29 protein-coding genes and 1 pseudogene are annotated in these 26,272 nt (G+C 70.5%); 15 read left to right on the top strand and 15 right to left on the bottom strand.

Features of this window, described 5'->3' with window-relative positions; translation table 11 throughout:
* Both grpE and hrcA read right to left on the bottom strand, forming a co-directional pair.
* A partial coding sequence (grpE, locus tag VGT80_RS12220; RefSeq protein ID WP_327456146.1) for a nucleotide exchange factor GrpE occupies nt 1-383 on the bottom strand: 383 nt, incomplete at its 3' end.
* A 14-nt stretch (nt 384-397) separates the two neighbouring features.
* The gene (gene hrcA / locus VGT80_RS12225; protein ID WP_327456148.1) at nt 398-1,462 is read right to left on the bottom strand and encodes a heat-inducible transcriptional repressor HrcA; all 1,065 of its coding nucleotides are present in this window, start codon (nt 1,460-1,462) and stop codon (nt 398-400) included.
* 128 nt (nt 1,463-1,590) lie between these two features.
* Here hrcA and rph point away from each other — a divergent pair, with 128 nt between their 5' ends.
* Nucleotides 1,591-2,307 carry a ribonuclease PH gene (rph, locus tag VGT80_RS12230; RefSeq protein WP_327456150.1) on the top strand — a complete coding sequence of 239 codons (717 nt, stop codon included), beginning with the start codon at nt 1,591-1,593 and terminating at the stop codon, nt 2,305-2,307.
* A gap of 262 nt (nt 2,308-2,569) precedes the next feature.
* Here rph and VGT80_RS12235 read toward each other — a convergent pair whose 3' ends face one another.
* Nucleotides 2,570-2,818 carry a helix-turn-helix transcriptional regulator gene (locus VGT80_RS12235; RefSeq protein ID WP_327456152.1) on the bottom strand — a complete coding sequence of 83 codons (249 nt, stop codon included), beginning with the start codon at nt 2,816-2,818 and terminating at the stop codon, nt 2,570-2,572.
* Nucleotides 2,818-3,342 (bottom strand): DUF2975 domain-containing protein, encoded by a 525-nt coding sequence (locus VGT80_RS12240; RefSeq protein ID WP_327456154.1) that lies wholly within the window; start codon nt 3,340-3,342, stop codon nt 2,818-2,820. The genes VGT80_RS12235 and VGT80_RS12240 overlap by 1 nt, the downstream gene beginning before the upstream one ends.
* Nucleotides 3,343-3,709: 367 nt before the next feature.
* Here VGT80_RS12240 and rdgB point away from each other — a divergent pair, with 367 nt between their 5' ends.
* Both rdgB and hemW read left to right on the top strand, forming a co-directional pair.
* The gene (gene rdgB, locus VGT80_RS12245; RefSeq protein WP_327456156.1) at nt 3,710-4,309 is read left to right on the top strand and encodes an RdgB/HAM1 family non-canonical purine NTP pyrophosphatase; all 600 of its coding nucleotides are present in this window, start codon (nt 3,710-3,712) and stop codon (nt 4,307-4,309) included.
* On the top strand, nt 4,309-5,442 hold the full coding sequence (gene hemW / locus VGT80_RS12250) for a radical SAM family heme chaperone HemW (protein WP_327456157.1): 1,134 nt from the start codon (nt 4,309-4,311) through the stop codon (nt 5,440-5,442). The genes rdgB and hemW overlap by 1 nt, the downstream gene beginning before the upstream one ends.
* On the opposite strand, the gene VGT80_RS12255 is transcribed toward hemW, so the two are convergent.
* Nucleotides 5,439-6,554, bottom strand: coding sequence for an NAD-dependent epimerase/dehydratase family protein (locus tag VGT80_RS12255; RefSeq protein ID WP_327456158.1), 1,116 nt, complete (start codon nt 6,552-6,554; stop codon nt 5,439-5,441). The genes hemW and VGT80_RS12255 overlap by 4 nt on opposite strands.
* Before the next feature lie 108 nt (nt 6,555-6,662).
* On the opposite strand from VGT80_RS12255, the gene rsmI reads away from it, so the two are divergent.
* The 5 genes from rsmI (at nt 6,663) to VGT80_RS12280 (ending at nt 11,409) form a co-directional block, all read left to right on the top strand.
* Nucleotides 6,663-7,529 (top strand): 16S rRNA (cytidine(1402)-2'-O)-methyltransferase, encoded by an 867-nt coding sequence (gene rsmI, locus VGT80_RS12260; protein WP_327456160.1) that lies wholly within the window; start codon nt 6,663-6,665, stop codon nt 7,527-7,529.
* A complete protein-coding gene (locus tag VGT80_RS12265; RefSeq protein ID WP_327456162.1) occupies nt 7,526-7,900 on the top strand; it encodes a YraN family protein in 375 nt (124 codons plus the stop codon). The genes rsmI and VGT80_RS12265 overlap by 4 nt, the downstream gene beginning before the upstream one ends.
* Before the next feature lie 17 nt (nt 7,901-7,917).
* Nucleotides 7,918-8,733, top strand: a complete 816-nt coding sequence (locus tag VGT80_RS12270) for a transglutaminase family protein (protein WP_327456164.1) — start codon at nt 7,918-7,920, stop codon at nt 8,731-8,733.
* Nucleotides 8,734-8,789: 56 nt separating this feature from the next.
* A complete protein-coding gene (gshB, locus tag VGT80_RS12275) occupies nt 8,790-9,731 on the top strand; it encodes a glutathione synthase (protein WP_327456165.1) in 942 nt (313 codons plus the stop codon).
* A 130-nt stretch (nt 9,732-9,861) separates the two neighbouring features.
* Entirely contained in the window at nt 9,862-11,409 is a 1,548-nt protein-coding gene (locus tag VGT80_RS12280) for a YifB family Mg chelatase-like AAA ATPase (protein ID WP_327456167.1), read from the top strand.
* Here the strand turns inward: VGT80_RS12280 and VGT80_RS12285 are convergent.
* The 4 genes and pseudogenes from VGT80_RS12285 to VGT80_RS18615 all read right to left on the bottom strand — a co-directional run.
* Complete coding sequence (locus tag VGT80_RS12285; RefSeq protein ID WP_327456169.1) at nt 11,352-11,852, bottom strand: hypothetical protein; 501 nt, start codon at nt 11,850-11,852, stop codon at nt 11,352-11,354. The genes VGT80_RS12280 and VGT80_RS12285 overlap by 58 nt on opposite strands.
* Before the next feature lie 74 nt (nt 11,853-11,926).
* Nucleotides 11,927-12,277, bottom strand: coding sequence for a hypothetical protein (locus VGT80_RS12290; RefSeq protein ID WP_327456171.1), 351 nt, complete (start codon nt 12,275-12,277; stop codon nt 11,927-11,929).
* Nucleotides 12,278-12,472: 195 nt separating this feature from the next.
* Nucleotides 12,473-12,811 (bottom strand): hypothetical protein, encoded by a 339-nt coding sequence (locus tag VGT80_RS12295; RefSeq protein WP_327456173.1) that lies wholly within the window; start codon nt 12,809-12,811, stop codon nt 12,473-12,475.
* A gap of 121 nt (nt 12,812-12,932) precedes the next feature.
* Nucleotides 12,933-13,127 (bottom strand): annotated as a pseudogene (locus tag VGT80_RS18615) (response regulator transcription factor); the annotation flags it as partial.
* A gap of 95 nt (nt 13,128-13,222) precedes the next feature.
* Between VGT80_RS18615 and VGT80_RS12300 the strand changes: the two are divergent.
* From VGT80_RS12300 to VGT80_RS12310, 3 genes are all read left to right on the top strand, one after another.
* Nucleotides 13,223-13,609, top strand: a complete 387-nt coding sequence (locus tag VGT80_RS12300) for a helix-turn-helix transcriptional regulator (protein WP_327456175.1) — start codon at nt 13,223-13,225, stop codon at nt 13,607-13,609.
* Between the two features lie 62 nt (nt 13,610-13,671).
* Nucleotides 13,672-15,204, top strand: coding sequence for a response regulator (locus tag VGT80_RS12305; protein WP_327456177.1), 1,533 nt, complete (start codon nt 13,672-13,674; stop codon nt 15,202-15,204).
* 49 nt (nt 15,205-15,253) lie between these two features.
* Nucleotides 15,254-16,594 (top strand): AmpG family muropeptide MFS transporter, encoded by a 1,341-nt coding sequence (locus VGT80_RS12310; RefSeq protein WP_327456179.1) that lies wholly within the window; start codon nt 15,254-15,256, stop codon nt 16,592-16,594.
* On the opposite strand, the gene VGT80_RS12315 is transcribed toward VGT80_RS12310, so the two are convergent.
* From VGT80_RS12315 to VGT80_RS12330, 4 genes are all read right to left on the bottom strand, one after another.
* Entirely contained in the window at nt 16,591-17,421 is an 831-nt protein-coding gene (locus tag VGT80_RS12315; RefSeq protein WP_327456181.1) for a serine protease, read from the bottom strand. The genes VGT80_RS12310 and VGT80_RS12315 overlap by 4 nt on opposite strands.
* A 17-nt stretch (nt 17,422-17,438) precedes the next feature.
* Entirely contained in the window at nt 17,439-17,861 is a 423-nt protein-coding gene (locus tag VGT80_RS12320) for a DUF350 domain-containing protein (protein WP_327456183.1), read from the bottom strand.
* A 177-nt stretch (nt 17,862-18,038) separates the two neighbouring features.
* Entirely contained in the window at nt 18,039-19,193 is a 1,155-nt protein-coding gene (rlmN, locus tag VGT80_RS12325) for a 23S rRNA (adenine(2503)-C(2))-methyltransferase RlmN (RefSeq protein WP_327456185.1), read from the bottom strand.
* 67 nt (nt 19,194-19,260) lie between these two features.
* A complete protein-coding gene (locus VGT80_RS12330; protein WP_327456187.1) occupies nt 19,261-21,231 on the bottom strand; it encodes a redoxin domain-containing protein in 1,971 nt (656 codons plus the stop codon).
* A 147-nt stretch (nt 21,232-21,378) separates the two neighbouring features.
* Here VGT80_RS12330 and VGT80_RS12335 point away from each other — a divergent pair, with 147 nt between their 5' ends.
* The 3 genes from VGT80_RS12335 to VGT80_RS12345 are packed head-to-tail and all read left to right on the top strand — an operon-like array spanning nt 21,379 to nt 24,034.
* Entirely contained in the window at nt 21,379-22,383 is a 1,005-nt protein-coding gene (locus tag VGT80_RS12335; RefSeq protein ID WP_327456189.1) for an NADPH:quinone oxidoreductase family protein, read from the top strand.
* A gap of 17 nt (nt 22,384-22,400) precedes the next feature.
* Nucleotides 22,401-23,306: a DMT family transporter gene (locus tag VGT80_RS12340; protein ID WP_414693910.1), complete on the top strand. Its 906-nt coding sequence runs from the start codon at nt 22,401-22,403 to the stop codon at nt 23,304-23,306.
* Nucleotides 23,303-24,034 carry a 2OG-Fe(II) oxygenase gene (locus tag VGT80_RS12345; protein WP_327456192.1) on the top strand — a complete coding sequence of 244 codons (732 nt, stop codon included), beginning with the start codon at nt 23,303-23,305 and terminating at the stop codon, nt 24,032-24,034. The genes VGT80_RS12340 and VGT80_RS12345 overlap by 4 nt, the downstream gene beginning before the upstream one ends.
* On the opposite strand, the gene VGT80_RS12350 is transcribed toward VGT80_RS12345, so the two are convergent.
* Entirely contained in the window at nt 24,031-24,435 is a 405-nt protein-coding gene (locus VGT80_RS12350; RefSeq protein WP_327456194.1) for a YkvA family protein, read from the bottom strand. The two genes, VGT80_RS12345 and VGT80_RS12350, sit on opposite strands and share 4 nt — an antisense overlap.
* Before the next feature lie 50 nt (nt 24,436-24,485).
* Here VGT80_RS12350 and VGT80_RS12355 point away from each other — a divergent pair, with 50 nt between their 5' ends.
* Complete coding sequence (locus VGT80_RS12355) at nt 24,486-25,268, top strand: SDR family NAD(P)-dependent oxidoreductase (RefSeq protein WP_327456196.1); 783 nt, start codon at nt 24,486-24,488, stop codon at nt 25,266-25,268.
* Here the strand turns inward: VGT80_RS12355 and VGT80_RS12360 are convergent.
* Nucleotides 25,265-26,230 carry an alpha/beta hydrolase family protein gene (locus tag VGT80_RS12360; RefSeq protein WP_327456198.1) on the bottom strand — a complete coding sequence of 322 codons (966 nt, stop codon included), beginning with the start codon at nt 26,228-26,230 and terminating at the stop codon, nt 25,265-25,267. The genes VGT80_RS12355 and VGT80_RS12360 overlap by 4 nt on opposite strands.
* Nucleotides 26,231-26,272: the final 42 nt, after the last annotated feature.

A 26,272-nucleotide genomic window follows, 5' to 3' on the forward strand; every position in this document is an offset into this window, starting at 1 on the left:
TGGTGCTGGTGGGGATCGAACTTGTCGCCCTTGGCGGGATGGATCTTCTTCAGGCCGTTACGCTCGAACGCCGCCTGCAGCTCCTTCTCGGTCATCTCGACGCCGACGATGAAGTTCTTCAGGGCCGGGTCGGGCGACTCCGGGTGCGCGGCCAGGGCGCGGGAGAGGTTGTCGGCCACGCCCAGCAGGTCGCGGGCGAACTTCTGGATAGCGTAGGCCCGCGCGTCATTGGCCTCACGCTCGGCGCGCCGGCGGGTGTTGTCGGCCTCGGCGGCGTAGCGGAGCACCTGTTCCTTGAGCGCCGTGGCCTCGGCCTTCAGCGCCGCGACCTCGTCCGGGTCGGCGTCTGCGCCGTCGACCGGCGGATCCATGTCGTCTGACATCTCAGCTCTTCTCTTCAAGCGTTCATCACCTGGCCCAGGACCCGCGCGGTGTAGTCCACCAACGGGATCACCCGGGCATAGTTCAGTCGCGCGGGGCCGATCACGCCGATCGCGCCGACCACGCGCTGGGAGCCCGTCATATAGGGGGCCGCGATCACAGCGGAACCCGAAAGCGAGAACAGCCGGGTCTCCGCCCCGATGAAGATGCGCATGCCCTGGCCGTCGCGGACGCCGTCCAGGAGCTGGATCAGCTGCTCCTTCTCCTCGAGGTCGGCGAACAGCGAGCGGACCCGCTCGAGGTCTTCCAGGGCCCCGGCGTCTTCCAGCAGGTTGGCGCGGCCCCGCACGATCAGGGCCCGCTCCTGGCCCTCGCCGGTCCAGGCCGCCAGCCCATCCTCCACCAGCCGCGCGGCGGTGCTGTCGAGCTCGCGCCGGGCGTTGTCGAGCTGCTGTTTCAGGTCCACGGCGGCCTCGGCCAGGGTGCGGCCCCGAAGCCGGGCGTTCAGGAAGTTCGAGGCCTCCTGCAGGGCCGAGGGCGTCACCCCGGCCGGCAGCCGGATCAGCCGGTTCTCCACCGTCCCGTCCTCGAAGACCATGATCGCCAGCGTCCGCTCGACGCCGAGGGCGACGAACTCCACGTGCTTGACGCCGGCGTCGCGGATCGGGGTCACCACCACGCTGGCGGCGCCGGCCAGGCCCGAGAGGATCGAGGAGGCCTCGTTGAGCGCATCCTCGTAGTTGCGGCCGTGGGCGTGCAGGCGGGCCTCGATGGACCGGCGGTCCTCCTCGGCGACGTCGCCCACTTCCAGGAGGCCGTCCACGAACAGGCGCAGCCCCGCATGAGTCGGCAGGCGCCCGGCGCTGACGTGCGGCGCGCCCAGCAGGCCGAGCTGGGTCAGGTCCTGCATGGTGTTGCGGATGGAGGCCGGCGAGAGCTGGATGCCGCCCTTCGACAGGGTGCGCGAGCCCACGGCCTCGCCGGTTTCCAGGTAGCCCTCCACGATCCTCCGGAAGATGTCCCGGGCGCGTTCGTCGAGTTCGGCGAGCGAGGGGCCGCGGCCCAGGATTGAACTGTTCACGTCTGCCTTGGCAGGTTCTCGACCGCGCCCATGGACGGGGGCCCATGGACGAGGCCTTGTCGATCTAGGATAAGCGCCGCCTCACTTGGCGCAAGCTGCGCCGACCGAAGCCGGAGTTCTCCAGTCTCATGCGCCCCTCCGAACGCCAGCCCGACGTGCTTCGCAAGGTGACCCTGGAGACCGGGGTCAACCGCTATGCCGAGGGCTCCTGCCTGGTCAGCTTCGGCCACACCAAGGTGCTGGTGACCGCGAGCCTGGAGGAAGGCGTCCCGGGCTTCCTGCGCGGGCGCGGCGAGGGCTGGGTCACCGCCGAATACGGCATGCTGCCCCGGGCCACCCACACCCGCGGCCGCCGGGAGGCGGCGCAGGGCAAGCAGTCGGGCCGCACCCAGGAGATCCAGCGGCTGATCGGCAGGTCCCTGCGGGCCGTGGTCGATATGAAGGCGCTGGGCGAGCGCCAGATCAGCATCGACTGCGACGTGGTGCAGGCCGACGGCGGCACGCGCACCGCCTCGGTCACCGGCGCCTGGGTCGCCCTGCGGCTGGCCACCCGCTACATGCTGGAGGAGGGGCTGATCACCAGGGACCCGATCCTCGACCAGGTGGCGGCGGTGAGTTGCGGGGTGTTCGCCGGTCAGCCGGTGCTCGACCTCGACTACGAAGAGGATTCCAACGCCGAGGCGGATTCCAACTTCGTGCTCACCGGATCGGGCGACATCGTCGAGATCCAGGCGACGGGCGAGAAGCGCGGGTTCACCCAGGCCGAGTTCGAGGCGCTGTTCTCGCTGGCCCGCAAGGGCATCGGGGAGCTCTGCGTGCTGCAGAAGCAGGCGACGGGCGGCTGAAGCTCAGCCGCCCGGGCCAGTTCCTGACTAGAAGCCCGGCAGCAGGTGACGGAAGGCCGACGCCGGCATGCGGGCGAGCTCGCGCGCGAGGGGCGCGAACAGGGCGTCGAAGAACGCTTCAAGCTTGGCGATCATCTCACTTCTCCTGTGTGCAGCGCAGCATTGCTGCAGCGCATATATCGAGGGCGTCTTGATCCTGCAAGAGTTTCAGCTGCGTTAAGAGGGCATCAGGCGCGATCGCGCCGCAATGCAGCACGGCCGGTCAGGTCTCGCCGCCGGGCTCCTCGCCCTCCGCCTCGTCGGCGCCGCCGGCTTCATAGCTGAGGAGGTCGCCCGGCTGGCATTCCAGCTCGCGGCACAGGGCTGCCAGCGTGGAGAAGCGCACGGCGCGCGCCTTGCCGGTCTTCAGGATCGACAGGTTGGCGATGGTCACCCCGACCCGGTCGGCGAGCTCGGTAAGCGACATGCGGCGCTCGAAGAGCACGCGGTCAAGCTGGACGCGAATGGGCATTAGATGGTGAGCTCCGCTTCGCGGCGCAGGCGGGCGCCTTCCCGGAACACCTCGGCCAGCACGAAGACCACCAGCACGGAGAACCAGGCAGTGAGGCTCATGTTGGGCTGCGCCTTGCCGACGCCGGGCAAGAGCCAGGTCCCGATCGCCCAGACCGCATAGCGGCCGAGCTCCAGGGCCGCCAGGATCGCGCCGATCAGCCGCAGGCGGCGAACGTTGTCCGGATGGAAGGGGTCGCCGGCGGTCAGCGTCATGAAGATGCGGCGCAGGCAGCCCACGATCACCAGCACGCCGCCCATGTAGAGCAGGGCCGCGGCGAGGCCGCCGGTCACCGCCGGCCAGCGGGTGGCGAGCTGGCCGGTCGACAGGCTGACGTCGTCCAGCAGGTCCGGATTGAAGGTGAACAGCAGGGCCGCCACCACCATCAGGGCCACGACGGCGACGCCGATCCACAGGGCGGCATAGACGACGTCGAGGATGATCTTCAGGAAGCTCGAGACCGAACCCGGACCCAAAGCGCGCATGAACGGCCCCTCCGTCGCCCGCCGCGCTCGGTCGAGACCAGCGCGGAACCTGGCGTTCCCCACGAAGGCTTAGCCTAGTGGATGCCGCTGACCGCCAGAAGCGGGAAGCAGAACACCGGGACGGCGGCGACGGCGAGGAAGATCGTCAGCGCGGTGCGGTCGAGCAGCTTGGTGAGGCGAGTGGTCATTTTCATATCTCCGGCTTTCGTGCTGCGGTGCAGCGTGATGTCTGTGGAACGCCCTGTTCCAATGCCGATGATCAATATGGCCGCATCGCTAGTCGATCAAATTAATATCGAGTAACGATATTAAACTTTCGCAATGCAGCGGCGCGGGCGGGACGGTAGGTTGCGGCTCGGAGGCGCCCATGGTGTTGAAGCTCGATCCCGGTAGCCGCCTGGTGGTGGCGACGCACAACCCCGGCAAGGCGCGCGAGCTGGCGCAGATCCTGGAGAACCGCTTCGAGCTGGTGACGGCCGGCGAGCTCGGCCTGCCCGAACCCGACGAGACCGAACAGACCTTCGTGGGCAACGCCCTGCTCAAGGCCCGGGCGGCGGCGCAGGCCAGCGGCCTCGTCGCCCTGGCCGACGATTCCGGCCTGTCGGTCACGGCGCTGGAAGGCCAGCCCGGCGTCTATTCCGCCCGCTGGGCGGGGCCGGCGCGCGACTTCGACATCGCCATGCGGAAGGTCGAGGAGCGGCTGGAGGAGGCCGAGACCCGCGACGCCTCGGCCTGGTTCAGCTGCGCTCTGGCCGTGGCCTGGCCGGACGGCCCCGCGGTGGTGGTCGAGGGCCGGGTCGACGGGACCCTGACCTTTCCCCGACGCGGGGACCGCGGCTTCGGCTACGATCCGATCTTCATTCCTGAGGGCTTCGCCGAGACCTTCGGGGAGATGGACCCCACAGCCAAGGACCGGATGAGCCATCGGGCGCGGGCCTTCGAAAAGCTGAAGGCCGCCCTGCTTTGATGAAACCCTTGGGCCTCTACGTCCACTGGCCCTACTGCGCCCGCATCTGCCCCTATTGCGACTTCAACGTCTTCAAGGCGCGGCGGGACGCCGAGCCGGCGGCGCTGGCCCGCGCCATCGTCGCCGACCTGGAGGGCCAGGCCGCCCTGACCGGACCGCGCGAACTGACCTCGATCTTCTTCGGCGGCGGCACGCCCTCGCTGATGGACCCGGCCTGGGCCGCGGCGATCGTCGAGGCGGCGCGGCGGCTCTGGAGGCCGGCGCCCGACCTGGAAGTGACCCTGGAAGCCAATCCCACCGATGCGGAGGCCGCCGCTTTCGCCGCCTTCGCCCAGGCCGGTGTGAACCGCCTGTCGCTGGGACTGCAATCGCTGGACGACGCGGCGCTGAAATTCCTCGGCCGCAACCACGACGCGGCCACCGCCGTCCGCGCCGCCGAAAAGGCCCGCGCCGCCTTCCCCCGGCTCTCGCTCGACCTGATCTACGCCCGCCCCGGCCAGACGCCGGGCGCCTGGGCGGACGAATTGCGCGCGGCGATCGACCTCGGCGCCGAACACCTCTCGCCCTACCAGCTGACCATCGAGACCGGCACCGCCTTCGACCGCGCGGTGCGCCGCGGCGTGTGGGCGCCGCCCGATGCGGACACCGGCGCGGCCCTGTTCGACTCCACCCAGCAGGTGCTGGAGGCCGCCGGCTTCGAGGCCTACGAGGTCTCCAACCACGCCCGCGGCGCCCCGGCGCGCTCGCGGCACAATCTCGTCTATTGGCAGGGCCACGACTACCTGGGCGTCGGCCCCGGCGCCCATGGGCGGATCACCATCGAGGGGGTGCGCCAGGCCACCTGCGCCGCGGCGAGGCCCGCCGACTACATCGCCCGCGTCGCGGAGGCCGGCCTGGGGGTCGAGACCCGCGAGGCGCTCAGCCCGCGGCAGGCCGCCGAGGAGCGCCTCTTGAGCGGCCTGCGCATCGCCCAAGGGGTCGGACGCGAAGAGTTGGCCGCGCTCGCCATCCCCGAGGCGCGCATCGCCGACCTGATCTCGCTCGGTCTCATCGCCGACGATCCGCAGCGCCTGCGCGCCACGCCGGCCGGCCGGCTGGTGCTCGACCGGTTGACCGCCGAGCTCGCGGCCTAGGCCTTCAGCTTCGCCAGCAGCGCCGCCTCGCGCTCGGGCGTCAGGCCGGACCTGAGCTTCGCCTGGCGGTCCGGCGGCAGGGTCTTGAACCAGGCGAGCGCGTCGGCGGCGGTGACCCGCAGCGGGCGGAAGCTCAGGCCCGCGGCCATGGCGCGGCGGTTGTCGCGGCGGTGGAAGCCCCGGGTGTCGCCCTGCCCCGGCACCCAGACCGGCATGTCGCTCCAGGCGTTGACCTTGTTGTCCTCAAGGAACCTGGCTGGCGCCCAGACCAGCTTCGGCTTTGCGCCGACGCCGGTCGCCACGCCGCCCAGGAACTGGCGCGTGGTCATGGGCCTCGCAGGGCCCACCGCGTTGAAGGTCCCCGCCGTCCGCTGCTCGGCCACCCGGATCGACCATTCCGCCAGGTCGCGGGCGTCGATCAGCTGGATCGGGTCGCCGCCGTCGCCGGGCGCCAGCACCTCGCCGCCGCGCGCCAAGCGCACGGGCCAGTAGGTGAAGCGGTCGGTCTCGTCGCCAGGGCCGCTGATCAGCCCGGGGCGGATGATGGCGGTCGCGCCCTCGCCGTACCGGCGGCGGGCCTCGGCCTCGCTGAGCGCCTTCAGCTGGCCGTAGAGCTGCAGATTGGCGGCGACGCTCTTCTGGGTCTCGGCGTAGGCGTCCGCGCCCTTGTAGGCGGCGACCGGCGCGGTCTCGTCGGCCGGCGTGTCGTTGGCCTCATAGACCGAGATCGTCGAGACGAAGCTGTAGTGGCGCACATGGCCCTGCAGCACCCGGGCGGCGTCGCGCACCCAGGCCGGCAGGGTCGTCGGGTTGTCGATGCAGGCGTCCCAGTCGCGACCTTCCAGCGACTTCAGGTCGCCGGTGTTGCGGTCGCCCAGCAGCTCCTCCACGTGGCCGGGCCAGTCTTCCTTCTGGCGGCCGCGGTTGAAGAGGGTCACCTGATGGCCGCGCGACAGGGCGTAGCGCACTTGGTGCGGCCCGATGAAGCCGGTGCCGCCGAGGATCAGCAGGCGCAGGGGCTTCTTCGGTCTCGGCTCGGCCAGGACCGGCGCCGCCAGGGCCGTGGCGGCGCCGGTGGCGAGCTGGACGACGCGGCGGCGGGTGGTCGGCATGGGCATCCCCTCGAGGCGGCCCGCCACCCTGCCACGGAAACGGCCGAGGTCGAGACGTCGGTTTTTCGGGCGCTTGCCTTTCATGGGCTGACCGGTGAAGCCTCGGCCATGGCCCGACCCCTGCTGCCGCCGCCGCAACTGAACGACGCGCCGCTGGCGCCGGGGCTCTATGTGGTGGCCACCCCGATCGGCAACCTGCGCGACATCACGCTTCGCGCGCTCGACGTGCTCGCCGCCGCCGACCTGGTGCTGGCGGAGGACACCCGGGTCTCGGGCAAGCTGCTCTCGGCCTTCGGGCTGAAGGCGAGGCTGGAGCGCCACGACGAGCACGCCGCCGAGCGGGCGCGGCCCAAGGCGATGGCGGTGCTGGCTGAGGGCGGCCGGGTGGCGCTGATCTCCGACGCCGGCACGCCCCTGATCTCCGACCCCGGCTACCGGCTGGTGCGCGAAGCGGCCGCCGCGGGGCACGCGGTCTATCCGATCCCTGGCGCCTCGGCCGTCCTGGCCGGATTGTCGGTGGCTGGATTGCCGACCGACCGCTTCCTGTTCGCGGGCTTCCCGCCGCCGAAGAGCGCCGCACGCCGCGCCTTCCTGGAGGAGCTGGCCGGAATGCGCGCCACCCTGGTGTTCTTCGAAGGCGGTTCGCGCCTGGCCGCCAGCCTCGCCGACATGGCTGCGGTGCTGGGCGAGCGCGACACCGTGGTTTGCCGCGAGCTGACCAAGCTGCACGAGACGGTGGTGCGCGCCCCGCTTTCGGTCCTCGCCGCCGACCCGCAGTTCGCAGCCCCCAAGGGGGAGATCGTGGTGCTGGTGGCGCCGGGGCGCGAGACCGCCGCCACGGCGGCCGACGCCGACGCCGCGCTCCGCGACGCGCTCGGCCGGCTGCGCCCCGCCGAGGCCGCGGCGGAAGTGGCCAAGGCGCTCGGCCTGCCGCGCCGCGACCTCTACCGCCGGGCCATGGAGCTCAAGCGGTGAAGGCCGCGCGGATCGCCCGCGGCGCCGCGGCCCGCCTCTCCGGCCGGCGCGGCGAGGTGCTGGCGGTCCTGGTGCTGATGCTCAAGGGCTATCGCATCCTGGGCTTTCGGCTGAAGACCCCGCAGGCCGAAATCGACATCCTGGCGCTGCGCGGCCGCACCCTGGTGGCCGTGGAGGTCAAGCGCCGCACCAGCCTCCTGGCGGCGCTGGAGGCGGTCAGCTTCGACCAGCGTGAGCGCCTGCGGCGGGCGGCGACCAACCTGGCGGCGCGGCGGCCGAGCCTGGCAGGTGCGGCGGTTCGCCTCGATCTGGTAGCGCTCGCGCCGGGCCGGCTTCCTGTGCATATTCCCGACGCTTGGAAAGGGGCCTGACGGCTGTTGCGGGACGGATGACGCGCGAAGAGGCCGAAGGATGCCTGCTGGACGCCGGCGGCGCGGAGGACGGTCTGTTCCCGCTGCTCGAGGCGGCGGTCGCCTGTGCGGTGCACGAGGATCCGACGCGTGACCCGCAGGTGGCCCACGACCTGGGCCGCACCGCGGTGGAGCGCCTGGCGCGCCGCCTGGAGCGCGAGACGCCGGAGGAGGCGCTCGCCGAGGCCATGGCCGGCGACCTGCGCCTGTCGGGCGACCTGTTCACCTACGAAGACCCTGAGAACGCCGACATCATCTCCGTCGCCGAACGGCGCAAGGGCCTGCCGGTGGCGCTCGGCCTGTTCTATCTGCACGCCGGGCGCAAGTGCGGACTGAACGTCCAGGGCGTCGACTTCCCCGGCCACTTCCTGCTGCGCATCGAGACCGACGAGGGGCCGCTGGCGCTCGACCCGTTCTCCGAAGGTCGGGTGGTGCTGCCCTCCGAGCTGACCCGGCGTGCGCTTCACGCGGGCCTGACGCCCAACGTCGCCGACCGGCTCGACCGGCTGATGGCGCCGGTCACCGACCGGGCCGTGCTGATCCGCCTGCAGAACAACATCTTCGCCCGCGCCAGCGCCGCGCGAGACTATCCGCGCGCCGAACGGGCGGCCCTGCGGCGCGCCTTGTTGGACCCCAAGGACCATCGCCCGTGGCTCGACGTGGCCGCGGCCCGCGAGGGCCAGGGGGCGCTGGCCGGGGCGCTGGAGGCGCTCGCCCGCGCCACGGCGCTGGACGGCGGCGCGGCGCTGGCGGCGCGGGTCCAGCGCGAGCGCGTGCGCCTGAGGCTGAACTAGCCGAACCGGACGCCAGGCCCTATGTCCCTCTCACCTGAACAGTCGGGAGAGGGCGCATGCCGCTGAAGGTCGCCGTGCAGATGGATCCCATCGAGGGGATCAACATCGAGGCCGACACGACCTTCCTGATGATGGAGACGGCCCAGGCCCGCGGCCATTCGCTGTTCGTCTATCTGACCGAGACCCTGGCCATGGAGGACGGGCGGGTCTTCGCCCGCGGCCGCGACGTCACCGTCCAGCGCAAGGCCGGCGACCACGCGCGACTGGGCGAGATGCGCCGCGTGGAGCTGAGCGACTTCGACGTGGTGCTGATGCGCCAGGATCCGCCGTTCGACATGCGCTACATCGACGCCACCTTCTTCCTGGAGGCGATCCACCCCAAGACCCTGGTGGTCAACAATCCGGCCGAGGTGCGCAGCGCGCCGGAGAAGATCTTCGTCACGGGGTTTCCGGGACTGCAGCCGCCGACCCTGATCACCTGGGACCGCGAGGCGATCCGCGAGTTCCGGGCCAGGCACGGCGACGTGGTGCTGAAGCCGTTGAACGGCAAGGGCGGATCGGGCGTCACCCGCCACCTGGCCGACGATCCGAACCTCGGCGCGCTGCTGGAAATCCACGCCGAACTTACCCGCGAGCCGGTGATCGTCCAGAAGTTCCTGCCGGCCGTCACCAAGGGCGACAAGCGCATCCTGCTGGTCGACGGCGAGCCGGTGGGCGCCATCAACCGCGTGCCGGAGAAGGGCCAGATCCGCTCCAACATGGCGGTCGGCGGCACCCCGGAGCCCGTCGAGCTGTCGGCCCGCGACCGCGAGATCTGCGCGGCGATCGGCCCGGAGCTGAGGCGCCGCGGCCTGATCTTCGTCGGCATCGACGTGATCGGCGACTACCTCACCGAGATCAATGTCACCTCGCCCACCGGCGCCCAGGCGCTGAAGCGATTCACCGGCGTGGACGCCACCGAAGCCATGTGGGCGCGCATCGAGGCGCTGCGCGCCTGAGGTCGCCGGCTTGCGCTGCAACCGCCGATAGGCTAGCCATATTCCCGAAACGTTCTTCTTAAGTTCTTGGTCCGAGCTGTGATACTTCTGTGTCTTGTGGATAAGTTCGGATCGGACACAAGGGATTGAGATGGCCGCGCGCGTCGTCACCGTTGCGTTCCAGGGCGTCGAGGCGGTGCGCGTCGAGGTGGAAGTCCAGCTGACCGGCGGCCTGGTGGCCTTCATGGTCGTCGGCTTGGGCGACAAGGCGGTTGGCGAGAGCCGCGAGCGGGTGCGGGCGGCCTTCGCGGGCATGGGGCTGTCGCTCCCCGCGCGGCGGATGATCGCCAATCTGGCGCCGGCCGACCTGCCCAAGGTGGGCAGCCACTACGACCTGCCGATCGCGCTGGCGGTGATGGCGGCCATGGGCGTGATCCCGCCCGATGCGCTGGCCGACTGGGCGGCGATGGGCGAACTGGCCCTCGACGGCCGTATCCTGCCCGTCGCGGGCGCCCTGCCCGCCTCCGTGGCGGTGGGCGCCATGGGGCTGGGCCTGATCTGCCCCGAAGCCTGCGGGCCCGAGGCGGCCTGGGCCGGCGAGACCCGGGTCCTGGCGGCGCCTTCGCTGATCGCGCTGGTCAACCACTTCCGCGGCACCCAGGTGCTGTCGCCGCCCAAGCCCGGCCCCATGGTCGACGCCGAGCGGGGACCCGACCTGCGCGACGTCAAGGGCCAGGAGAACGCCAAGCGAGCCCTGGAGATCGCCGCGGCCGGCGGCCACAACCTGCTGTTCGTGGGCCCTCCGGGCTCCGGCAAGTCGATGATGGCCCAGCGGCTGCCGGGCCTTCTGCCGCCGCTCACCGCCGAGGAGTTGCTCTCCACCTCCATGGTCCATTCGGTCGCCGGCCTGATCGCCCGCGGCCAGCTGACCCGCGCCCGGCCGTTCCGCGCGCCCCACCATTCGGCGAGCATGGCGGCGCTGACCGGCGGCGGGCTGAAGGCCAAGCCCGGCGAGGTCAGCCTGGCGCACAACGGCGTGCTGTTCCTGGATGAACTGCCGGAATTCTCCGCCCAGGCGCTGGATTCCTTGCGCCAGCCGCTGGAAACCGGAGAGGTGATCGTCGCGCGCGCCAACGCCCATGTGCGCTATCCGGCGCGCGTGCAGCTGGTCGCCGCCATGAACCCCTGCCGCTGCGGCCACGGCGGCGCGGGCCACGGGGCCTGCGGGCGCGCGCCGCGCTGCCAGAGCGACTACCAGGGCCGCGTCTCCGGGCCGCTGATGGACCGCATCGATCTGCAGGTGGAGGTGCCGCCGGTGACCGCCGCCGACCTGGCCCTGCCGCCGCCGGCCGAGGGCACCGTCGAGGCGGCCGCGCGGGTGACCGCCGCGCGGGCGCTGCAATCGGAACGCGCCGCGGGCGGGCCGGATGGCGCAACCTCGCTGAACGCCCAGGCGGATGGCGATTTCCTGGAAGCGGTCTGCAACCTGGATCCGGCGGCCCGCGCCCTGCTGTCCCGCGCCGCGGAGACCGGCGGGCTCACCGCGCGCGGCTGGACCCGGACGCTCAGGCTCGCCCGCACCATCGCAGACCTGGAGGGTTCGGGCGCCGTGCGGCGCGTGCACATCGCCGAAGCGCTGATCTATCGCCGCGTGGCGCCCGGCTCCGCCATGGCGGGCACGGCCTTCGCGGCCGGCTGAGGCCGACCGCGCCAGTGGTTGAAGGTTCCCACGACGATGGCGGCCAAGCCGAGATATGTCCAAATCACGCCGGCCGTCACATAGGCCCACGCCCGCAGCTGATGATCGACGAGGCTGGCGATGTGGGTCACCACGGCGAGAAGCTGGAAGGCGGCCGCCGGAATTGGCCACCATTTGGGGCTGCGCATCGCCAGCGTCAGGAGCAGGGCGAGATAGCCTAAATCGACGGCGAACATGGCCCATTGGGTGCCGGCCCACCGCCTGTCGAGCAGCCAGGGCGCGGCCAGGGCGGCGAGCGCGAAATAAACCGCCGCGATCCGTTCTTCGCGCCCACCCTTGACGATCGCGAAGAGGCAGGACGAGCCAATCGCGACGGCCGGAAACCAATATGGCAAAGCGGGCAAATGGTGCAGCGGCGGATCTCCCCTCGTGGCCGCCAGCAAACTGGCAGAGCCGCACCCGAGTGGAAACCCGCCGCAAAGAACTCCGCCCTCAACGGGCGGCGTGGTCGCAAACCCTAGGCCGCGTCGCTGATGGCGCGAAGTCGGCGACCGGCCGAGAGCGACGGGGGCTTGGTGCCGCCACCGTCGATCGCCACCGCGCCGAGCCCGACCTGCTCCTGCGCCGCGCTGAGTTCCTTGTGGGTCTCGACGATCGCGCGGCGCGCGTCCGCCAGGGCCATGACGGCCTGGGTGGCGCGCTCCACGGCGTTCTGGCCGATCAGGGCCGAAAGGCCGGCCTTGCCGCGCAGCTGCGGCATGACGCCGGTGAGCTGGGCGGTCTTGCTGAGCGCGGCGTCAATTGCCGCTTCGGCTTCGAACAGAGCGCTCGCGATCTGTTCAGCCACCATCCGACGTTCTTTGAGCATGAGGTCTCTCCTGCGCGCATCGTCTTTTGCGACGCGTGCGGTTCCGATAACGGGGTTATGGTTTCGATCCGGTTCAGGAGCCGGAAAAAATTGCACCGAGCTGCTGAAGTTCGTGGAGCCCGGCCAACATCGCCCCGAACGCCAGGGCGGTGACGATGGAAAGCCCCCCGATGGCCCCCAGTCGGGCGACGGGGCTTAGGTCATTTCGCCCGAAGCCTCTCTGGCGTCCGGCCTGAAGTTCTCGTCCAGGAGAACCCAGGTCATGCAGAGGATTTCCCTCAGCACCATTTCCGAAGGCTTGAAGGGCGCCAGCTTGCGCGTGGCCGACACCAGGTGCCGGGCCATCGCGGCCTGGGTCTCGGTAGCCGCCAAATCGACGAGCTGCCGCTCCAGCTGCTCCCAGGAGAAGGTCGGAATCGTCTCGCCCCGCACCGACTGCGCCGGCCAGCGGGTCTCGAAGTCGTCGATCTCGCGTCGAAGGCGCAGCGCCTTGCCGATCGTTTCGCGATTGTCGAAGTTCTGCCAGTCGCCCATGGGTCGTCCCCTCTGTTGCCGGCTCATCGAGCCAGCTGGCGGGGCGACTGTCTGTCCTGATCGCGTCCTGTCCTGACGCGGTCAGGACATGGTTAACGTCGAGCTCGCGCGCCAGGCGGGCGGCGGCATAGCGGTCGTCGACGCCGAGCTTGCGGCGCGCACGGTCGCAGTAGGTGTCCACCGAGGTCTTGGACATGCCCAGTTCGCGGGCGATCTGCTTGGACGACAGGTGCTGGTCGACAAGGCGCAGGCACTCGCGCTCTCGGGGCGTGAGCAGGCCGACGGGATCGATCGTGGCGTCCGCGCGCGTAGGCATCGCCTGGACAATAAACGCCGCCGCGCGTTGCACGTCCAGTTTTCCGCAACATGGGCGTGTCCTTGGACTATGCTTGGCGCAGACGGAGCCCCGCCATGGAGCGCAACGAGCACGGCCGTCATGCCGCCCTGGAGCTGTCGGTGGGGGCTCGGCTGCGCGCCCGGCGCCGCCAGCTCGGGCTCAGCCAGACGGACCTCGCCGCAAAGCTCGGAATCTCCTTCCAGCAGGTGCAAAAATACGAGCGTGGCGCCAACCGGATCGCCGCCTCCACCCTGATGATCGCCGCCGAGGCGCTTTCCACGACGGTCGCCTGGCTGGTGGGCGAGGAGGGCCTGGGCCGCGAGGAAGACGATGAGCTGTTCCGGGCGCTCGCGCGCCCCGGCGCCATCGAGATGCTGCGGGCCTTCAACGCCATCGAAGACGCCCGCGCCCGCGCCGCCCTGCTGACGCTGGCCCTGGAAATGACCCACGCGCGCGGCTGAGCCGCCGAAATCTGCGACGATTTGACCGCCCGTTAAGTGGTTGGCCCCTAGGCTCGCCGGCGATGCGTAGACCTCTTCGTCCCCTGAACGAGCGGCGCCCCCGCCGCGCGCAGATCAGCGCCGAGCAGCTGGCCTCGATGAGCCATGAGTTCCGCACGCCCCTGAACGGGGTGATCGGCATGGCCCGGCTGCTGGAGGGCACCCGCCTGACCGCCGAGCAGCGGGCCTATGCCGCCGCGCTGCGGGAAAGCGGCGAGCATCTGTTGACGCTGGTCAACGACGTGCTGGATTTCGCCAAGCTGGGCGCCGGGCGCATTGAGCTGCATCCGGAACCGACCGACATCGAGACCCTGTTGCGCGGCGTCGCCGAACTCCTGTCGCCGCGCGCTCGCGAAAAAGGCCTGGAGATCGCCTGGAGCGCACCGCCGAGCCTGCGGGAAATCCATGCCGATGAGGCGCGGCTGCGCCAGATCCTGCTGAATTTCGCCGGCAACGCCGTGAAGTTCACTCCGACCGGCGGCGTGCTGATCGCCGCCGACCTAGCGGGGCCCGGCCGCGTGCGGTTCAGCGTCGAGGACACCGGTCCCGGCGTCTCGACGGCCGAGCGGGAACAGATCTTCGAAGCCTTCGCCCAGGCTGAGGTGGGCCGGGCCGATCCGGGCGGGGCGGGCCTGGGGCTGGCCATCGCGCGGCGCCTGGCCCAGGTGATGGGCGGCGACGTCGGCGTCGACGAGCGGCGCGGCGGCGGCGCGGTCTTCTGGTTCGAGGCGGCGTTCCGGATCAAGGCGCCGGCGCTCGCCGGCGAACTCGCCGGCCGACGCGTGGTCGTCGCCTCGCCCAACGCCATTCTGCGCGAAGCCGCCCGCCGCCAGGTCGCGGCCTGCGGCGGCAAGCCGATCGTCGGCGCGGAGCTCGACGCCGTCCTGGCCCGAACCCGGCCCGGCGACGTGGTGCTGGTCGACCACGCCCTGGAGCCGCTGAAGCGGCGCCGGCCCACGCCCGAACACCCGGCCATCGTCCTGCTGGCGCCGCAGGAGCGCGACCGCCTCAGCGCCTATCGCCGCGCAGGCTATGCCGGCTACCTCATCAAGCCGCTGCGCCGCGCCTCGCTGGTCGAGCGGGTGCTGATCGCCGCCGGCGCGGTCCAGGACGCCCCGTCCGGATCCGAGGACGAACGCATCGCCATGGCGGCGGCCCCCGGGGCGCGGGTGCTGCTGGTCGAGGACAACCCCATCAACGCCCTGCTGGCGCGCGCGCTCCTCTCCCGCGAGGGCTGTTCGGTGGACCATGCCGCCAGCGGCGAGGACGCCATTTCCGCCGCCAAGGTCGGCGCTTACGACCTGATCCTGATGGACATGCGCATGCCTGGGCTCTCCGGCGAGGACGCCGCCCGGGCCCTGCGCGCCATGGGCGTCGCGGCGCCCATCGTGGCGCTCACCGCCAACGCCTTCGAGGAAGACCGCCGGCGCTGCCTGGCCGCCGGGATGGACGACTTCCTGGTCAAGCCCCTGTCGCCGGACGCCCTGCGCGTGATGCTGACCCGCTGGGCCGGGCGCGGCTGGACGCCCGCGGCGGCGCAGGCCAAGCTCGCCTGACCCATTCGTTTTTGGGGAGCGCGGGGGCGCTCGTCAGGACCGTGCGAGCATGACCGCGACGTCGACGCCGGCGCCCCGCCGCAAGCGCACCGCCATGCAGGTGCTGGCTTCCGTCCGCCAGCCCAAGGTCGCGGTGATGCTGGCCCTGGGCTTCTCCTCGGGGCTGCCGTTCCTGCTCACCGCCAACACCTTTGGGTATTGGCTGCGCGACGAGGGCACCAGCCTCAAGGCCATCGGCTTCATCTCCTGGGTGGGCCTGGCCTACACCATGAAGGTGTTCTGGGCGCCGATCGTCGACCGGGTCGACGTGCCCCTGCTCGGCCGCCTCGGACGTCGCCGCGGCTGGATGCTGCTCTCCCAGCTGGCGGTCATCCTGGGCCTGATCGGCATGGCCGCCGTGGGCACGGCCGGCGGGCTGACGACTATCGGCGCCTTCGCCCTGCTCACCGCCTTCGCCTCGGCGACCCAGGATATCACCATCGATGCCTGGCGGATCGAGGCGGCGGACAACAGCGACGAGCTCGGCCTGCTGACCTCCGCCTACCAGCTGGGTTACCGCATCGCCTTGCTGGTCACCGACGCCCTGGTGATCGCCGCGGCGGCCCGCATCGGCTGGCAGCCGTCCTATGTGGTGATGGCGGCGCTGATGAGCGTGGGCGTCGCCGCCAGCTTCTTGGCCTTCGAGCCCAAGCGCGCCGACGAGGTGCTGCACGCCAAGGCCCCGCTCTGGACGCCGCGCGGCTTCTTCGACGCCGTGGTCGGGCCGTTCATCGACTTCTTCGCCAAGCACAGGGCCATCGGCCTGATCATGCTGCTGGCGGTGGCGCTCTACCGGCTGCCCGACTTCGTCATGGGGCCGATGTACAATCCCTACTATCACGACCTCGGCCTGACCAAGGACACGGTCGCCCTGGTGCGTGGATCGATGGGGCTGTTCGCCACCTTCGCCGGCATCGCACTGGGCGGCTTTGCCTCCATCCGGCTGGGCGTGTTCCGATCCCTGATGATCGGGGTGCTGATCGAGGGCCTGGGCACCGCGGCCTTCGCCATCCTTGCCTTCCACGCGGACATGCCGACCTTCGCCGCCGTCATGGGTCTCGACAGCTTCGCCCAGGCCTTCGCGGGGGTGGCGCTGGTGGCCTATATGTCGAGCCTGACCAGCCTTGGTTACACGGCCACCCAGTACGCCCTGCTGTCATCCACCTATGCCCTGCTCGGCAAGGTGCTGAAGGGCTTCTCCGGCGCGGCGGTCGAGGCGCTCACGCCAGCCCACGGCCTGTTGGGGGCCTATGCCACGGCCTTCATCGCCACGGGCCTGATGGCCATCCCACCGGCCCTGCTGTTCCTGCTGCTTGGCGCCCTCAACAAGCGCCACGTCGCAGGCGCCTAGGTTTTCAGACAGATCACCTGCGCCACGCGCAGCGTCCGGCGCAGGTCGTCGGCCACCCGGCCATAGTTGTCGGGCGTGATCGCCTCCAGCGCCGCGCCCATCGGCGCGGGCTGATGCAGGTCCTGCATGGCGCCGGCCATGGTCTCCGGCGAGGTGGTGTAGATCCGGCCGCGACGTGGCGCCTCGGCGATGGTGACGCCGATCACCCGGCCGTGCTCGTCCAGCGCCGGCGCCCCGGAGAGCCCGCCGAGCGTGCCGCGCAAGCCATCGGTGCGGCCGGCCTCGGCCCAGACCAGCACCGGCTCGGTGCGGGCGCCGCGGCCGCGCACCACCAGGTTCTCGCGGCCCAGGAGGCGGGAGGTCGCCTCGCCCGGCGCGCCCTGCGGGAAGCCGGGATGAAAGGCGCGCTCGCCGCGCCGCAAGCCCCCAGCCAGGCCGAGCGGCAGGGCCGGCGCGCCGCCGTCGGTGGTCAGGATCGCCGCCTCGCCGTTCGGGTCGATCCGCACCTTGGCCTCCACCCCACGGCCGGGTGCGACCACGATCGCGGTCTGGCTGCAGCCGTCGACCACGTGGCGGGCGGTGACCCAGACGCCGCTATCGGCCACCGAGAAGGCTGTCCCGGCGGCCGGCTCGGCCTTGCTCGCCACGTCCACCACCACCGCCGGATCAAACGGCGAGGCGGGCCCAAGGGTCGCGCCTTCCGCCTCGCTGGTGGGTGGCGGCGCGGGCGGCGCGTCGGCCCGCTCGCGGCGGCCCACGGCCACCATCAGCAGGGCCACGACCACCGCGCCGTAGATCAGCCAGTCGGGAAGCCTGGGAAAGGTCATTGGGGGAAATGCATGGCTCAGCCGGCGACGGCGGCGCCCAGGATCAGGCCGGTCGCGATCTTCACGGCCGCCAGCAGGGTCGCGGCCGCCACCTCGCCATCCTGGATGCGCTTGGGCAGGCCGTGCAGCACCAGGTCGGTGAGCCGCGAGATCAAGAGCTGCACCACCAGCGTCGCCACGCCCCAGAGCGCGAGGTCCGTCAGGTTGGTCGAGGCCTTCAGCGACGCCGACAGCGGGATGGCGAGGCCCAGCAGTATGCCGCCCAGCGACACCGCCGCGGCGAGGTTTCCCTCGCGGACCAGCGCCACCTCCTTGTGCGGGGTCAGCATGATGTACGCCCCGGCGCCGGCGAACAGCAGCACGAGGGCGACGCTCACATGCAGCAGGGTGATCGGAAATCCGGTGGCGAAGGCCTGGACCTCCGGAGATGGAAACGGCATGCCGACGACCCCCTCGCGAACTGGTCCGGTGGATAACATAAAACCGGCCGTCATGGCCGGGCTTGTCCGCGCCACACAGACGCGCCGACGGGCGAGGGAAAAGCCCGGCCGCGCCGATGCGATCTTGCTGAGGCGCCCGCGTTGCTGGGTCGCCGGGGCGAGCCCGGGGATGACGGTCTAGGGGTTGGCCAGCTTGCGGCGGGCGCTGGCGCGGAGCTTCTCGCTCTCGCTCTTCAGCTGGCCGCAGGCGGCCAGGATATCGCGCCCGCGCGGGGTGCGGATCGGCGAGGCGTAGCCGGCGCGGTTCAGGATCGCGGCGAAGGCCTCGATGGTCGGCCAGTCCGAGCACTCGTAGGTCGAGCCGGGCCAGGGGTTGAACGGGATCAGGTTGATCTTGGCCGGGACGCCCTTCAGCAGCTGAACCAGCGCCTTGGCCTCGGCCGGGCTGTCGTTGACGCCCTTGAGCATGACGTATTCGAAGGTCACCCGCTTGGCGTTGGACAGGCCGGGATAGGCGCGGATCGCCGCCATCAGTTCGGCGATCGGGTACTTCTTGTTCAGCGGCACCAGCTTCTCACGCAGAGGGTCGTTGGTGGCATGCAGCGAAATGGCCAGCATCGCCTGGGTGCGCGTCCCCAGCGCCTCGAGCTCGGGGACCACGCCCGAGGTGGAGACCGTGATCCGCCGCCGCGAAATGGCGATGCCTTCGTTGTCGGCGATGATGTCGATGGCGGCGGCGACGTGGTCCAGGTTGTAGAGCGGCTCGCCCATGCCCATGAACACGATGTTGGACAGCCGGCGGTCCTCCTTGGGCGAGGGCCATTCGCCGAGGTCGTCGCGGGCCACCTGCACCTGGGCCACGATCTCGGCGGCGGTGAGGTTGCGCACCAGCGCCTGGGTGCCGGTGTGGCAAAAGGTGCAGTTGAGCGTGCAGCCCACCTGGCTGGAGACGCACAGCGCCCCGGCGCGGCCGACGTCGGGGATGTAGACGGTCTCGATCTCGATGCCCGGCGCGGTGCGGATCAGCCATTTGCGGGTGCCGTCGCGGGAGACCTGGCGCTCGACCACCTCGGGCCGCGCCAGGGTGAAGGCCTCGGCCAGCGCCGCGCGGGTTTCCTTGGCCACGTCGCTCATCTTGTCGAAGTCGGTGACGCCGTAGTGGTGCGCCCAGCGCCAGACCTGGCCGGCGCGCATCCTGGCCTTCTCGGGCCGCACCACGCCGGCCTCGATGAGCGCAGCCTGCAGCTCGGCGCGCGTCATGCCCGAAAGGTTCGGCTTGGGCGCCGCGGCCGGGGTCGCCGGCGCGCGCGAAAGGTCGAGGGTCACGCCCAAGGGGTCAGCATCCAGGTCCAGCGGTGGCCGCGGAATATAGAGGCCCCGCGGCCGATGACCAAACCGGCTACAGGTCCGGCGTTTCCTGGCGGTTGCGCGCCATGCGGCGCGGCATGGCCGCCCGCATCTCCGTCAGGTCCAGGGTGCCGTCGTGATCCTTGTCGAGCTCGGCGAAGCGGGCCTTGATCATGGCCCCCATCGGCCCCTTGAGCTCGTCCGGCTCGATCACGCCGTCCAGGTTGGCGTCGAGGCCGCCGATCAGACCGCTTTCCATCAGCTTGGCCTGCAGGTCGTTTCGGACGTGGCTCGTGGTCTCGTCGACCCAGCGATAGTTCAGCCGGAAATACATCATCTCGTCGGGCGTCTGCTCGCCCCAGGTGACATTGCGCTTGGGGTCCGGATTGGCCGCGTTGTGGACCGAGTTGTCATAGACCCAGGTGGCCACCAGCTTGGTGCCGGCCTTCACCAGGATCGGCTTCACCGGGTCGTAGTCGCGCTGCCAGTTGAAGTCGTATTTGGGCAGGCTGAGCAGCATGGTCTGCTTGCCGTCCGGCGTCACCGCCTTCAGCTCCACGTGGCTGCCGCGGTAGTGGGCGTGCGGATAGAGGGTGTAGAGATAGGCGTCGGCCGGGAAGGTCAGGTAGGCGACCTCCTTGTGGGCCTGGGCGCCGGCCGGGATGTAGAGGGCGAAGTCGCCGATCACCGCCGAGCGCTTGATGTACTGCGGCGGCGTCTTCAGCACGTAGAAGCCGACCTGGGTCTTGTCGACCGTCTCGGTCCCCATGGTCGTGTAGTGCATCTGGAAGTGCAGTTTGCCGCCGGCCGGCACCGGGGCGCCGGAGCCATCGGCCATGATCTGCGGCTGCGCGCCCGGCGTATAGGAGCCCACCGAGCCGCCCGGGATGTCGGCCGGATGAGCCGGATCGCCGACGGTGTTGGACACAACGTGATGCAGAACGCGGCGGTCGCCGGGCTTGATGGCCACGGCCTTGAGCCAGGTGTCCTGCTTGAAGGGATTGTCGATCAGCGGGTTCTGGTACTCGACGAGGCCGCTCGCCGGCACCTTGAAGGCCGGGATGTCGACCACGACGTCGGGCTTGCCGAGCTCGGTCGGCCACTCGGGCGCGGTCTTGTCGGCATAGGCCAGCAAGGGATCGGGCCCGGCGCCGCGCGGGCTGCCCGCCTCGATCCAGTGGACCAGGGTCTTGGTCTGTTCGGCCGTGAGGCCCTGGTCGTTCTTGAACGCCCCGATGTGCGGGTCGGCGAAATAGGGCGGCATGCGGTGCGTGCGGACGGTCTCGCGGATCATCGGCGAGAAGCCCTTGACCACGTCGTAGCCGGTCATGGCGAAGGGTCCGATGCCGCCCTTGATGTGGCAGGAGACGCACTTGGTCTCCAGGATTGGAGCCACGTCCTTCGAATAGGAAATATTGGCGAAGCCCGCCTCGCGCGCCCGTTCCGGGAAGGCGATGGCCTGGCCGGCGGTCAGCGACACTTGCCCGACCGGCGCGGGCTTGCCGGCCATCACCGCCTCGATCGCCGGCGCGACATGCGCGTCCGCCGGGCCATGGTAGGCGACCGTCCAGGTCTTCGGGTCGAGGACGAACACCTCGCCCTCGCGCTTCACGCCCAGCGCCTCGCCGACCAGCTGCTGCTCGTCCATGAGGATCGGGGTGGTCACGCCGTGCGTGGCCGCCCAGGCCGCGGTGGCGTCGCGGCCGTCGGCCAGGTTGGAGTTGACCATGAAGAAGATGACGCCCCTGGCCTTGTAGGCTGCGGCGAGCGCCTCGATCTCGGCGGCCGAGGCGCGGGAGACGGCGCCCTCGTTCGACTGGGTCATCAGCACGATGGCCGGGGCATAGCCATAGTAGTAGAGCCGCTGGGCCGTGCGGGTGTGGTCGGTCAGCTGGAAATCGTCGACGCGCAGCGGCGCTTGCGCCGCGCTCATGGCGGCCTGGGCGTGGGGCCCGAGACTGGCCGCGCCGGCCAGACCCATGGCAGATGCCGCTAGAATTGCGGCGGTGAGGATGGGTTTCATTCCTCGCACTCCTAATCGGCGCCGAAATAGCATCGTTTTCCTGCCGCAATGTTGCAGCCTCGGATAGGTCCTTCAAACATCCGTTCGCGTAAGCTAGCGTCCGCCGACCTCGAAAAAGCCAGGCCACAAGCCAACCGGAGACCCGACATGAAGGCGCTCTTGAGCAAGGAAGTGGGCGGGCCCGACACCCTGGTGCTGGAGGAGGTCGCCGCCCCGCAGGCCAAGCCCGGTTTCGCCGTGGTCGAGGTCAAGGCGGTCGGCGTCAACTTCCCCGACGTGCTGATCATCGAGGACAAGTACCAGTTCAAGCCGCAGCGGCCCTTCGCGCCGGGCGGCGAGATCGCCGGCGTCGTGAAATCCGTCGGCGAAGGCGTCAGCCACGTGAGGCCAGGCGATCGGGTGCTGGGCAACACCGGCTGGGGTGGCATGGCCGAGGAGCTGGCGCTGGAAGCCGCCCGGCTGGTGAAGATCCCCGACGCCATGCCGTTCGACGAGGCCGCGGCCTTCATCATGACCTACGGCACCAGTTGGCACGCCCTGAAGGACCGGGCGCAGCTGCAGCCCGGCCAATCGCTGCTGGTGCTGGGCGCCGCCGGCGGGGTCGGCCTGGCGGCTGTCGAACTCGGCAAGGCCATGGGCGCGCGGGTGATCGCCGCGGCGTCCAGCCAGGAAAAGGTCGATCTCTGCAAGAAGCATGGCGCCGACGAGGGCGTCGTCTATGGCCGGGGTCCGTTCGATCGCGACGGCCAGAAGGCGCTGGCCGGCCTGTTCAAGGACGCGGTGGGTCCGAACGGCGCCGACGTGATCTATGACGCGGTGGGCGGCGACTATGCCGAGCCGGCGCTGCGGTCCATCGCCTGGGAAGGCAAGTATCTGGTGGTGGGCTTCGCGGCCGGCGACATCCCGAAGATCCCGCTCAACCTCGCCCTCCTCAAGGGCTGCGATATCGTCGGCGTGTTCTGGGGGACCTGGGTGGCCAAGAATCCGCAGCGCCATCAGGCCAGCGTCGCCGAGCTGCTCAAGATGTACGGCGAGGGCAAGATCAAGCCGTTCGTCTCCGAGCGCTTCCCGCTGGCCCGGGCCGCCGAGGCCATCAAGCACCTGGCCAGCCGCAAGGCGATGGGCAAGGTCGTGGTCACCGTCGGGGAGTGACCGACGCCGCGGCGCCGTTGCGGAGCCGATGGAACGCCCTGACGCCGAACGTGCGCGGGGCGCTGTGGATGCTCGCCTCGGCCGTGACCTTCACGGCCATGACCACCCTGATCAAGTTCCTGGGAGCCGACTATCCCGCCGCGCTGCAGACCTTCTATCGCCAGGCGGTCGGCTTCCTGATCCTGCTGCCGGTGATCCTCAAGCACCGCGGCGCGGCCTTCGCCACCAGCCGCCCCTGGATCCTGATCTTCCGCTCCAGCGCCGGCACCATCGGCCTGATCCTGTCCTTCTACGCCTACCAGAAGATGCCCTTGGCCGACGCCAATGCGCTCAGCTTCACCCGTACGCTGTGGCTGGTTCCGCTGGCCGCCTTCGTGGTGCGCGAGCACGTGGGCCCGATGCGGATCGGCGCGGCGGTGATCGGCTTCCTGGGCGTGCTCCTGATGGTGCGGCCCGGCGCCGGCGGGGCGGGACTGACGCTCGGCGTTCCGGCGCTCGCCATGCTGGCTTCGTCCTTCCTGTTCGCTCTGACGGTCACCGGCATGAAGGTGATGACGCGGGACCACTCTCCGATGGTGCTGCTGGTCTGGGCCGCGACACTCGGCGTCGTGCTCGCCATTCCCGGCGCCCTCTTCGTCTGGCGCTGGCCGGGGCCGAGAGACCTCGGCCTGCTGGCGGCCATGGGCGCCATCGGGACGGTCAACCAGTGGTGCTATATCAAGGGGATGCAGATCGGCGACGCCGCCGCCATGGCGCCCATCGACTATACGCGGCTGGTGATGGCCGTGGGCGCGGGCTTCCTGCTGTTCCACGAACTGCCCGGTCTCTGGACCCTGGTCGGCTCCGGCGTGGTGGTCGGCTCGACCTTGTTCATCACCTGGCGCGAGCACGTCCTGGCCCAGCGTGCGGCGGCCCTGGCATGAGCGCGCTCAAGCTCGATCCCGGCCTGGACCCGGCGGCCGCCAAGCCGCTGTTCGCCCGCTTCGGACGGCTGCACCTGCCCGCCCTGTTGGCGACGCCGGACGCCCAGCGGCTGGCTGAGGCGCTCAAGCGCGCGCCCTGGTCGCGCACCTTCCTGGCCGACGGCAAGGGCTATGACGTGCCGCGCGCCGACTATGCCGTCACGCCCGAGGAGGTCCGCCGCGAGGTCGAGGCCGCCATCGCCCGCGGCGGCCGCACCGGCTTCCAGTTCGACTTCGACACCTGGCGAATCAGCGATTTCCTGGAGGCAGGCCAGCGCCAAGGCGGCGCCGTCGCCGAGCTGGAGGCGGCCTACGACCTGCTGAACAGCCCGGCCTTCCTGGATTTCGTCCGCAAGCTGACCGGCGACGAGCGGCCGGCCTATTGCGACGCCCAGGCCACCCGCTACCGCGCCGGCCAGTTCCTCACCGCCCACGACGACGAGCTGGCGGGCAAGGACCGGCTCTACGCCTATGTGCTGAACCTGACGCCGGGCTGGCGGGTGGAGTGGGGCGGCCTCTTGCTGTTCCACGACGCCGACGGCCACGTGGCCGAGGCCTATGCGCCGAAGTTCAACACGCTGAATATCTTCCGCGTGCCGCAGTGGCATTCGGTGAGCCAGGTGGCCTCCTACGTGGATCAGGACCGCCTGGCCATCACCGGCTGGATCCGCGGGTCGAAGCCCGGCTAGCCGTCGCTGCGAATCCGATCGATGGCCCCGCGCGCCGCCTCACGGTGCTGCGGCTTCACGTGGCGGCCGACGAGCCCGATGAGGGCCGCGAACACCGCCGCGTCGTCCGCATAACCGATCACCGGGATCCAGTCCGGGATGGCGTCGGTGGGCAGGACGAAATAGGCCAACGCCGCCAGCATCATCCCCTTGGCCGCGGCCGGGGTCTCGGGATCCTGCACCGCATGCCAGACCGCCAGCGCCTCGGCGGCGAAGGGCACGTGGGCGGCGACCTTGCGGATCTTCGGCCAGAAGCCGCGGGCCACCAGCCGTTCGTTCAGCCGCACCGTCGCCGGGACCAGGGCGCGGCTGGGGTCCAGCGCGTCATTGACGTGGGGTGATGCTTTGTCGGCCCCGCTCATCGCGCTAAAGCCTCGTTGGACTGACCTGATCTTACGGGAGCGAAGCGTCCATGGAACTGAATTCAAACGTCGCGGCGGTCGTGACCGGCGGCGCCTCCGGCCTCGGCGAGGCCACCGTCCGGGCGCTGGCCGCCCAGGGGGTGAAGGTCGCCATCTTCGATATGAACGACCAGAAGGGCGAAGCGGTCGCCAAGGACGTCGGCGGCATCTTCTGCAAGGTCAACGTCACCTCGGACGAGGAGGTCGACGCCGCCTTCGCCAAAGCCCGCGAAGCCCACGGCCAGGAACGCATCCTGGTCAACTGCGCCGGCACCGGCAACGCCTTCAAGACCGCCAGCCGCGACAAGCAGACCGGCGAGACCAAGCACTTCCCGCTCGACGCCTTCAACTGGCTCATCCAGATCAACCTGATCGGCACCTTCCGCTGCATCGCCAAGTCCGCGAAAGGCATGCTGGACCTGGAGCCCCTGACAGACGGCGAACGCGGCGTGATCATCAACACCGCCTCGGTCGCGGCCGAAGACGGCCAGATCGGCCAGGCCGCCTATTCGGCCTCCAAGGGCGGCATCGTCGGCATGACCCTGCCCATCGCCCGCGACCTGATGAACGACGGCATCCGGGTGAACACCATCCTGCCCGGCATCTTCAACACGCCCCTGATGCAGGGCGCGCCACCCAACGTGAAGGAGGCGCTCGCCGCCTCGGTGCCTTTCCCCAAGCGTCTCGGAAACGCTCCGGAATACGCCTCGCTGGCGCTGTGCATGATCACCAACGGCTATTTCAACGGCGAGGACGTGCGCCTCGACGGGGCCATCCGGATGGCGCCGCGCTAGTCCAGCGTCTTCTTGAAGAACCGCACGACCTCGGCGTTGAAGGTCTTGTGGAAGGCCGCGCGGTCGATGTTGCTGACGCAGACATCCGGCGCGAGCTTGGCCAGCTGATCGCTGCACGGCGGCAAGAAGTCGAAGTGATCAGCGTGGGGCGCCAGGCGGTATTCCGCCTTCGGGAGCAGGCCGTGGACGACCTCGGCGTAATAGGGCTGGGGCAGAACGGTGTCCCATTCCGCGCGCCAGAGCTGCACCGGGACCGTGACCTTGGCGAGCCCGGCGGGCGCGAAGGCGAAGCCCATGGCGGGGGCGGCGACCACGGCGGCCTTGATGCGCGCGTCGTGGCTGACCGGCGCGGGCTTGGCCGGCGGGGCTTCGCCCAGCTTGCCGATGGTCGCGCAGTCGTAGAAGTGCGGATGCTGCCGGCAGTGGGCGGCCATCAGGCTGAGGTCGATTTCGCCGCCGATGGCGCCCAGTACGGTGAAGCCGCCCGCCGAGAAGCCGAAGGCGCCGATGCGCCGCGCGTCGATGGCGTCGTGGCCGCGCCAGGTGGTTGTCATATAGTCGATCACCGGGGTGAGGTGCCCCGGGCGCTCGGAGATCCGGCGCGTCCGGCTGCGGTCGTCATAGGTGTCGCCAGTGTGGGAGACCGCCGCGACGATGAAGCCCGCCTGGGCGAGCGCCTTTGCGGTGTCGAAGTGATCGCCGAACGAGCCTCCGGTCCCGTGGCTGATGAGGATCAGCGGGTGGTTCGCGCCCGCCACCGGAGCGCCCAGGGCCACGACCTGGCTTGAGGGACCGAGCGCCATCGGCGCCTCTGGAGCGTCGGTCGGATACCAGATGCCGACGACCAGCGGCTTGTCTGCGCCCGCCGGCGCGGTCACCCGCTCGAAACCTACATTGCCCGCCCAGGCCGCCTGCGCCGCCAGCAGCGCCGCCAGACCGGCCATCCAAGCCCACAATCGCATCTGCGCCTCCCAAGTGTTAGCGGCGCTTACATTGCGCCTTGA

The sequence above is a fragment of the Phenylobacterium sp. genome (genome assembly GCF_035944335.1).
Taxonomy (GTDB): Bacteria; Pseudomonadota; Alphaproteobacteria; order Caulobacterales; family Caulobacteraceae; genus Phenylobacterium.

Excerpts from the sequence above, each read along its gene's own strand:
- VGT80_RS12330 (WP_327456187.1), bottom strand. The coding sequence starts at position 21,231 with ATGAAACCCATCCTCACCGCCGCAATTCTAGCGGCATCTGCCATGGGT.
- VGT80_RS12295 (WP_327456173.1), bottom strand. The coding sequence starts at position 12,811 with ATGGGCGACTGGCAGAACTTCGACAATCGCGAAACGATCGGCAAGGCG.
- VGT80_RS12280 (WP_327456167.1), top strand. The coding sequence starts at position 9,862 with ATGGCCGCGCGCGTCGTCACCGTTGCGTTCCAGGGCGTCGAGGCGGTG.
- VGT80_RS12355 (WP_327456196.1), top strand. The coding sequence starts at position 24,486 with ATGGAACTGAATTCAAACGTCGCGGCGGTCGTGACCGGCGGCGCCTCC.
- VGT80_RS12310 (WP_327456179.1), top strand. The coding sequence starts at position 15,254 with ATGACCGCGACGTCGACGCCGGCGCCCCGCCGCAAGCGCACCGCCATG.
- VGT80_RS12335 (WP_327456189.1), top strand. The coding sequence starts at position 21,379 with ATGAAGGCGCTCTTGAGCAAGGAAGTGGGCGGGCCCGACACCCTGGTG.
- VGT80_RS12240 (WP_327456154.1), bottom strand. The coding sequence starts at position 3,342 with ATGCGCGCTTTGGGTCCGGGTTCGGTCTCGAGCTTCCTGAAGATCATC.
- VGT80_RS12360 (WP_327456198.1), bottom strand. The coding sequence starts at position 26,230 with ATGCGATTGTGGGCTTGGATGGCCGGTCTGGCGGCGCTGCTGGCGGCG.
- rdgB (WP_327456156.1), top strand. The coding sequence starts at position 3,710 with ATGGTGTTGAAGCTCGATCCCGGTAGCCGCCTGGTGGTGGCGACGCAC.
- VGT80_RS12255 (WP_327456158.1), bottom strand. The coding sequence starts at position 6,554 with ATGCCGACCACCCGCCGCCGCGTCGTCCAGCTCGCCACCGGCGCCGCC.
- VGT80_RS12315 (WP_327456181.1), bottom strand. The coding sequence starts at position 17,421 with ATGACCTTTCCCAGGCTTCCCGACTGGCTGATCTACGGCGCGGTGGTC.
- VGT80_RS12300 (WP_327456175.1), top strand. The coding sequence starts at position 13,223 with ATGGAGCGCAACGAGCACGGCCGTCATGCCGCCCTGGAGCTGTCGGTG.
- VGT80_RS12305 (WP_327456177.1), top strand. The coding sequence starts at position 13,672 with ATGCGTAGACCTCTTCGTCCCCTGAACGAGCGGCGCCCCCGCCGCGCG.
- rph (WP_327456150.1), top strand. The coding sequence starts at position 1,591 with ATGCGCCCCTCCGAACGCCAGCCCGACGTGCTTCGCAAGGTGACCCTG.
- VGT80_RS12320 (WP_327456183.1), bottom strand. The coding sequence starts at position 17,861 with ATGCCGTTTCCATCTCCGGAGGTCCAGGCCTTCGCCACCGGATTTCCG.
- VGT80_RS12235 (WP_327456152.1), bottom strand. The coding sequence starts at position 2,818 with ATGCCCATTCGCGTCCAGCTTGACCGCGTGCTCTTCGAGCGCCGCATG.
- rsmI (WP_327456160.1), top strand. The coding sequence starts at position 6,663 with ATGGCCCGACCCCTGCTGCCGCCGCCGCAACTGAACGACGCGCCGCTG.
- VGT80_RS12270 (WP_327456164.1), top strand. The coding sequence starts at position 7,918 with ATGACGCGCGAAGAGGCCGAAGGATGCCTGCTGGACGCCGGCGGCGCG.
- hemW (WP_327456157.1), top strand. The coding sequence starts at position 4,309 with ATGAAACCCTTGGGCCTCTACGTCCACTGGCCCTACTGCGCCCGCATC.
- VGT80_RS12290 (WP_327456171.1), bottom strand. The coding sequence starts at position 12,277 with ATGCTCAAAGAACGTCGGATGGTGGCTGAACAGATCGCGAGCGCTCTG.
- VGT80_RS12350 (WP_327456194.1), bottom strand. The coding sequence starts at position 24,435 with ATGAGCGGGGCCGACAAAGCATCACCCCACGTCAATGACGCGCTGGAC.
- gshB (WP_327456165.1), top strand. The coding sequence starts at position 8,790 with ATGCCGCTGAAGGTCGCCGTGCAGATGGATCCCATCGAGGGGATCAAC.
- VGT80_RS12345 (WP_327456192.1), top strand. The coding sequence starts at position 23,303 with ATGAGCGCGCTCAAGCTCGATCCCGGCCTGGACCCGGCGGCCGCCAAG.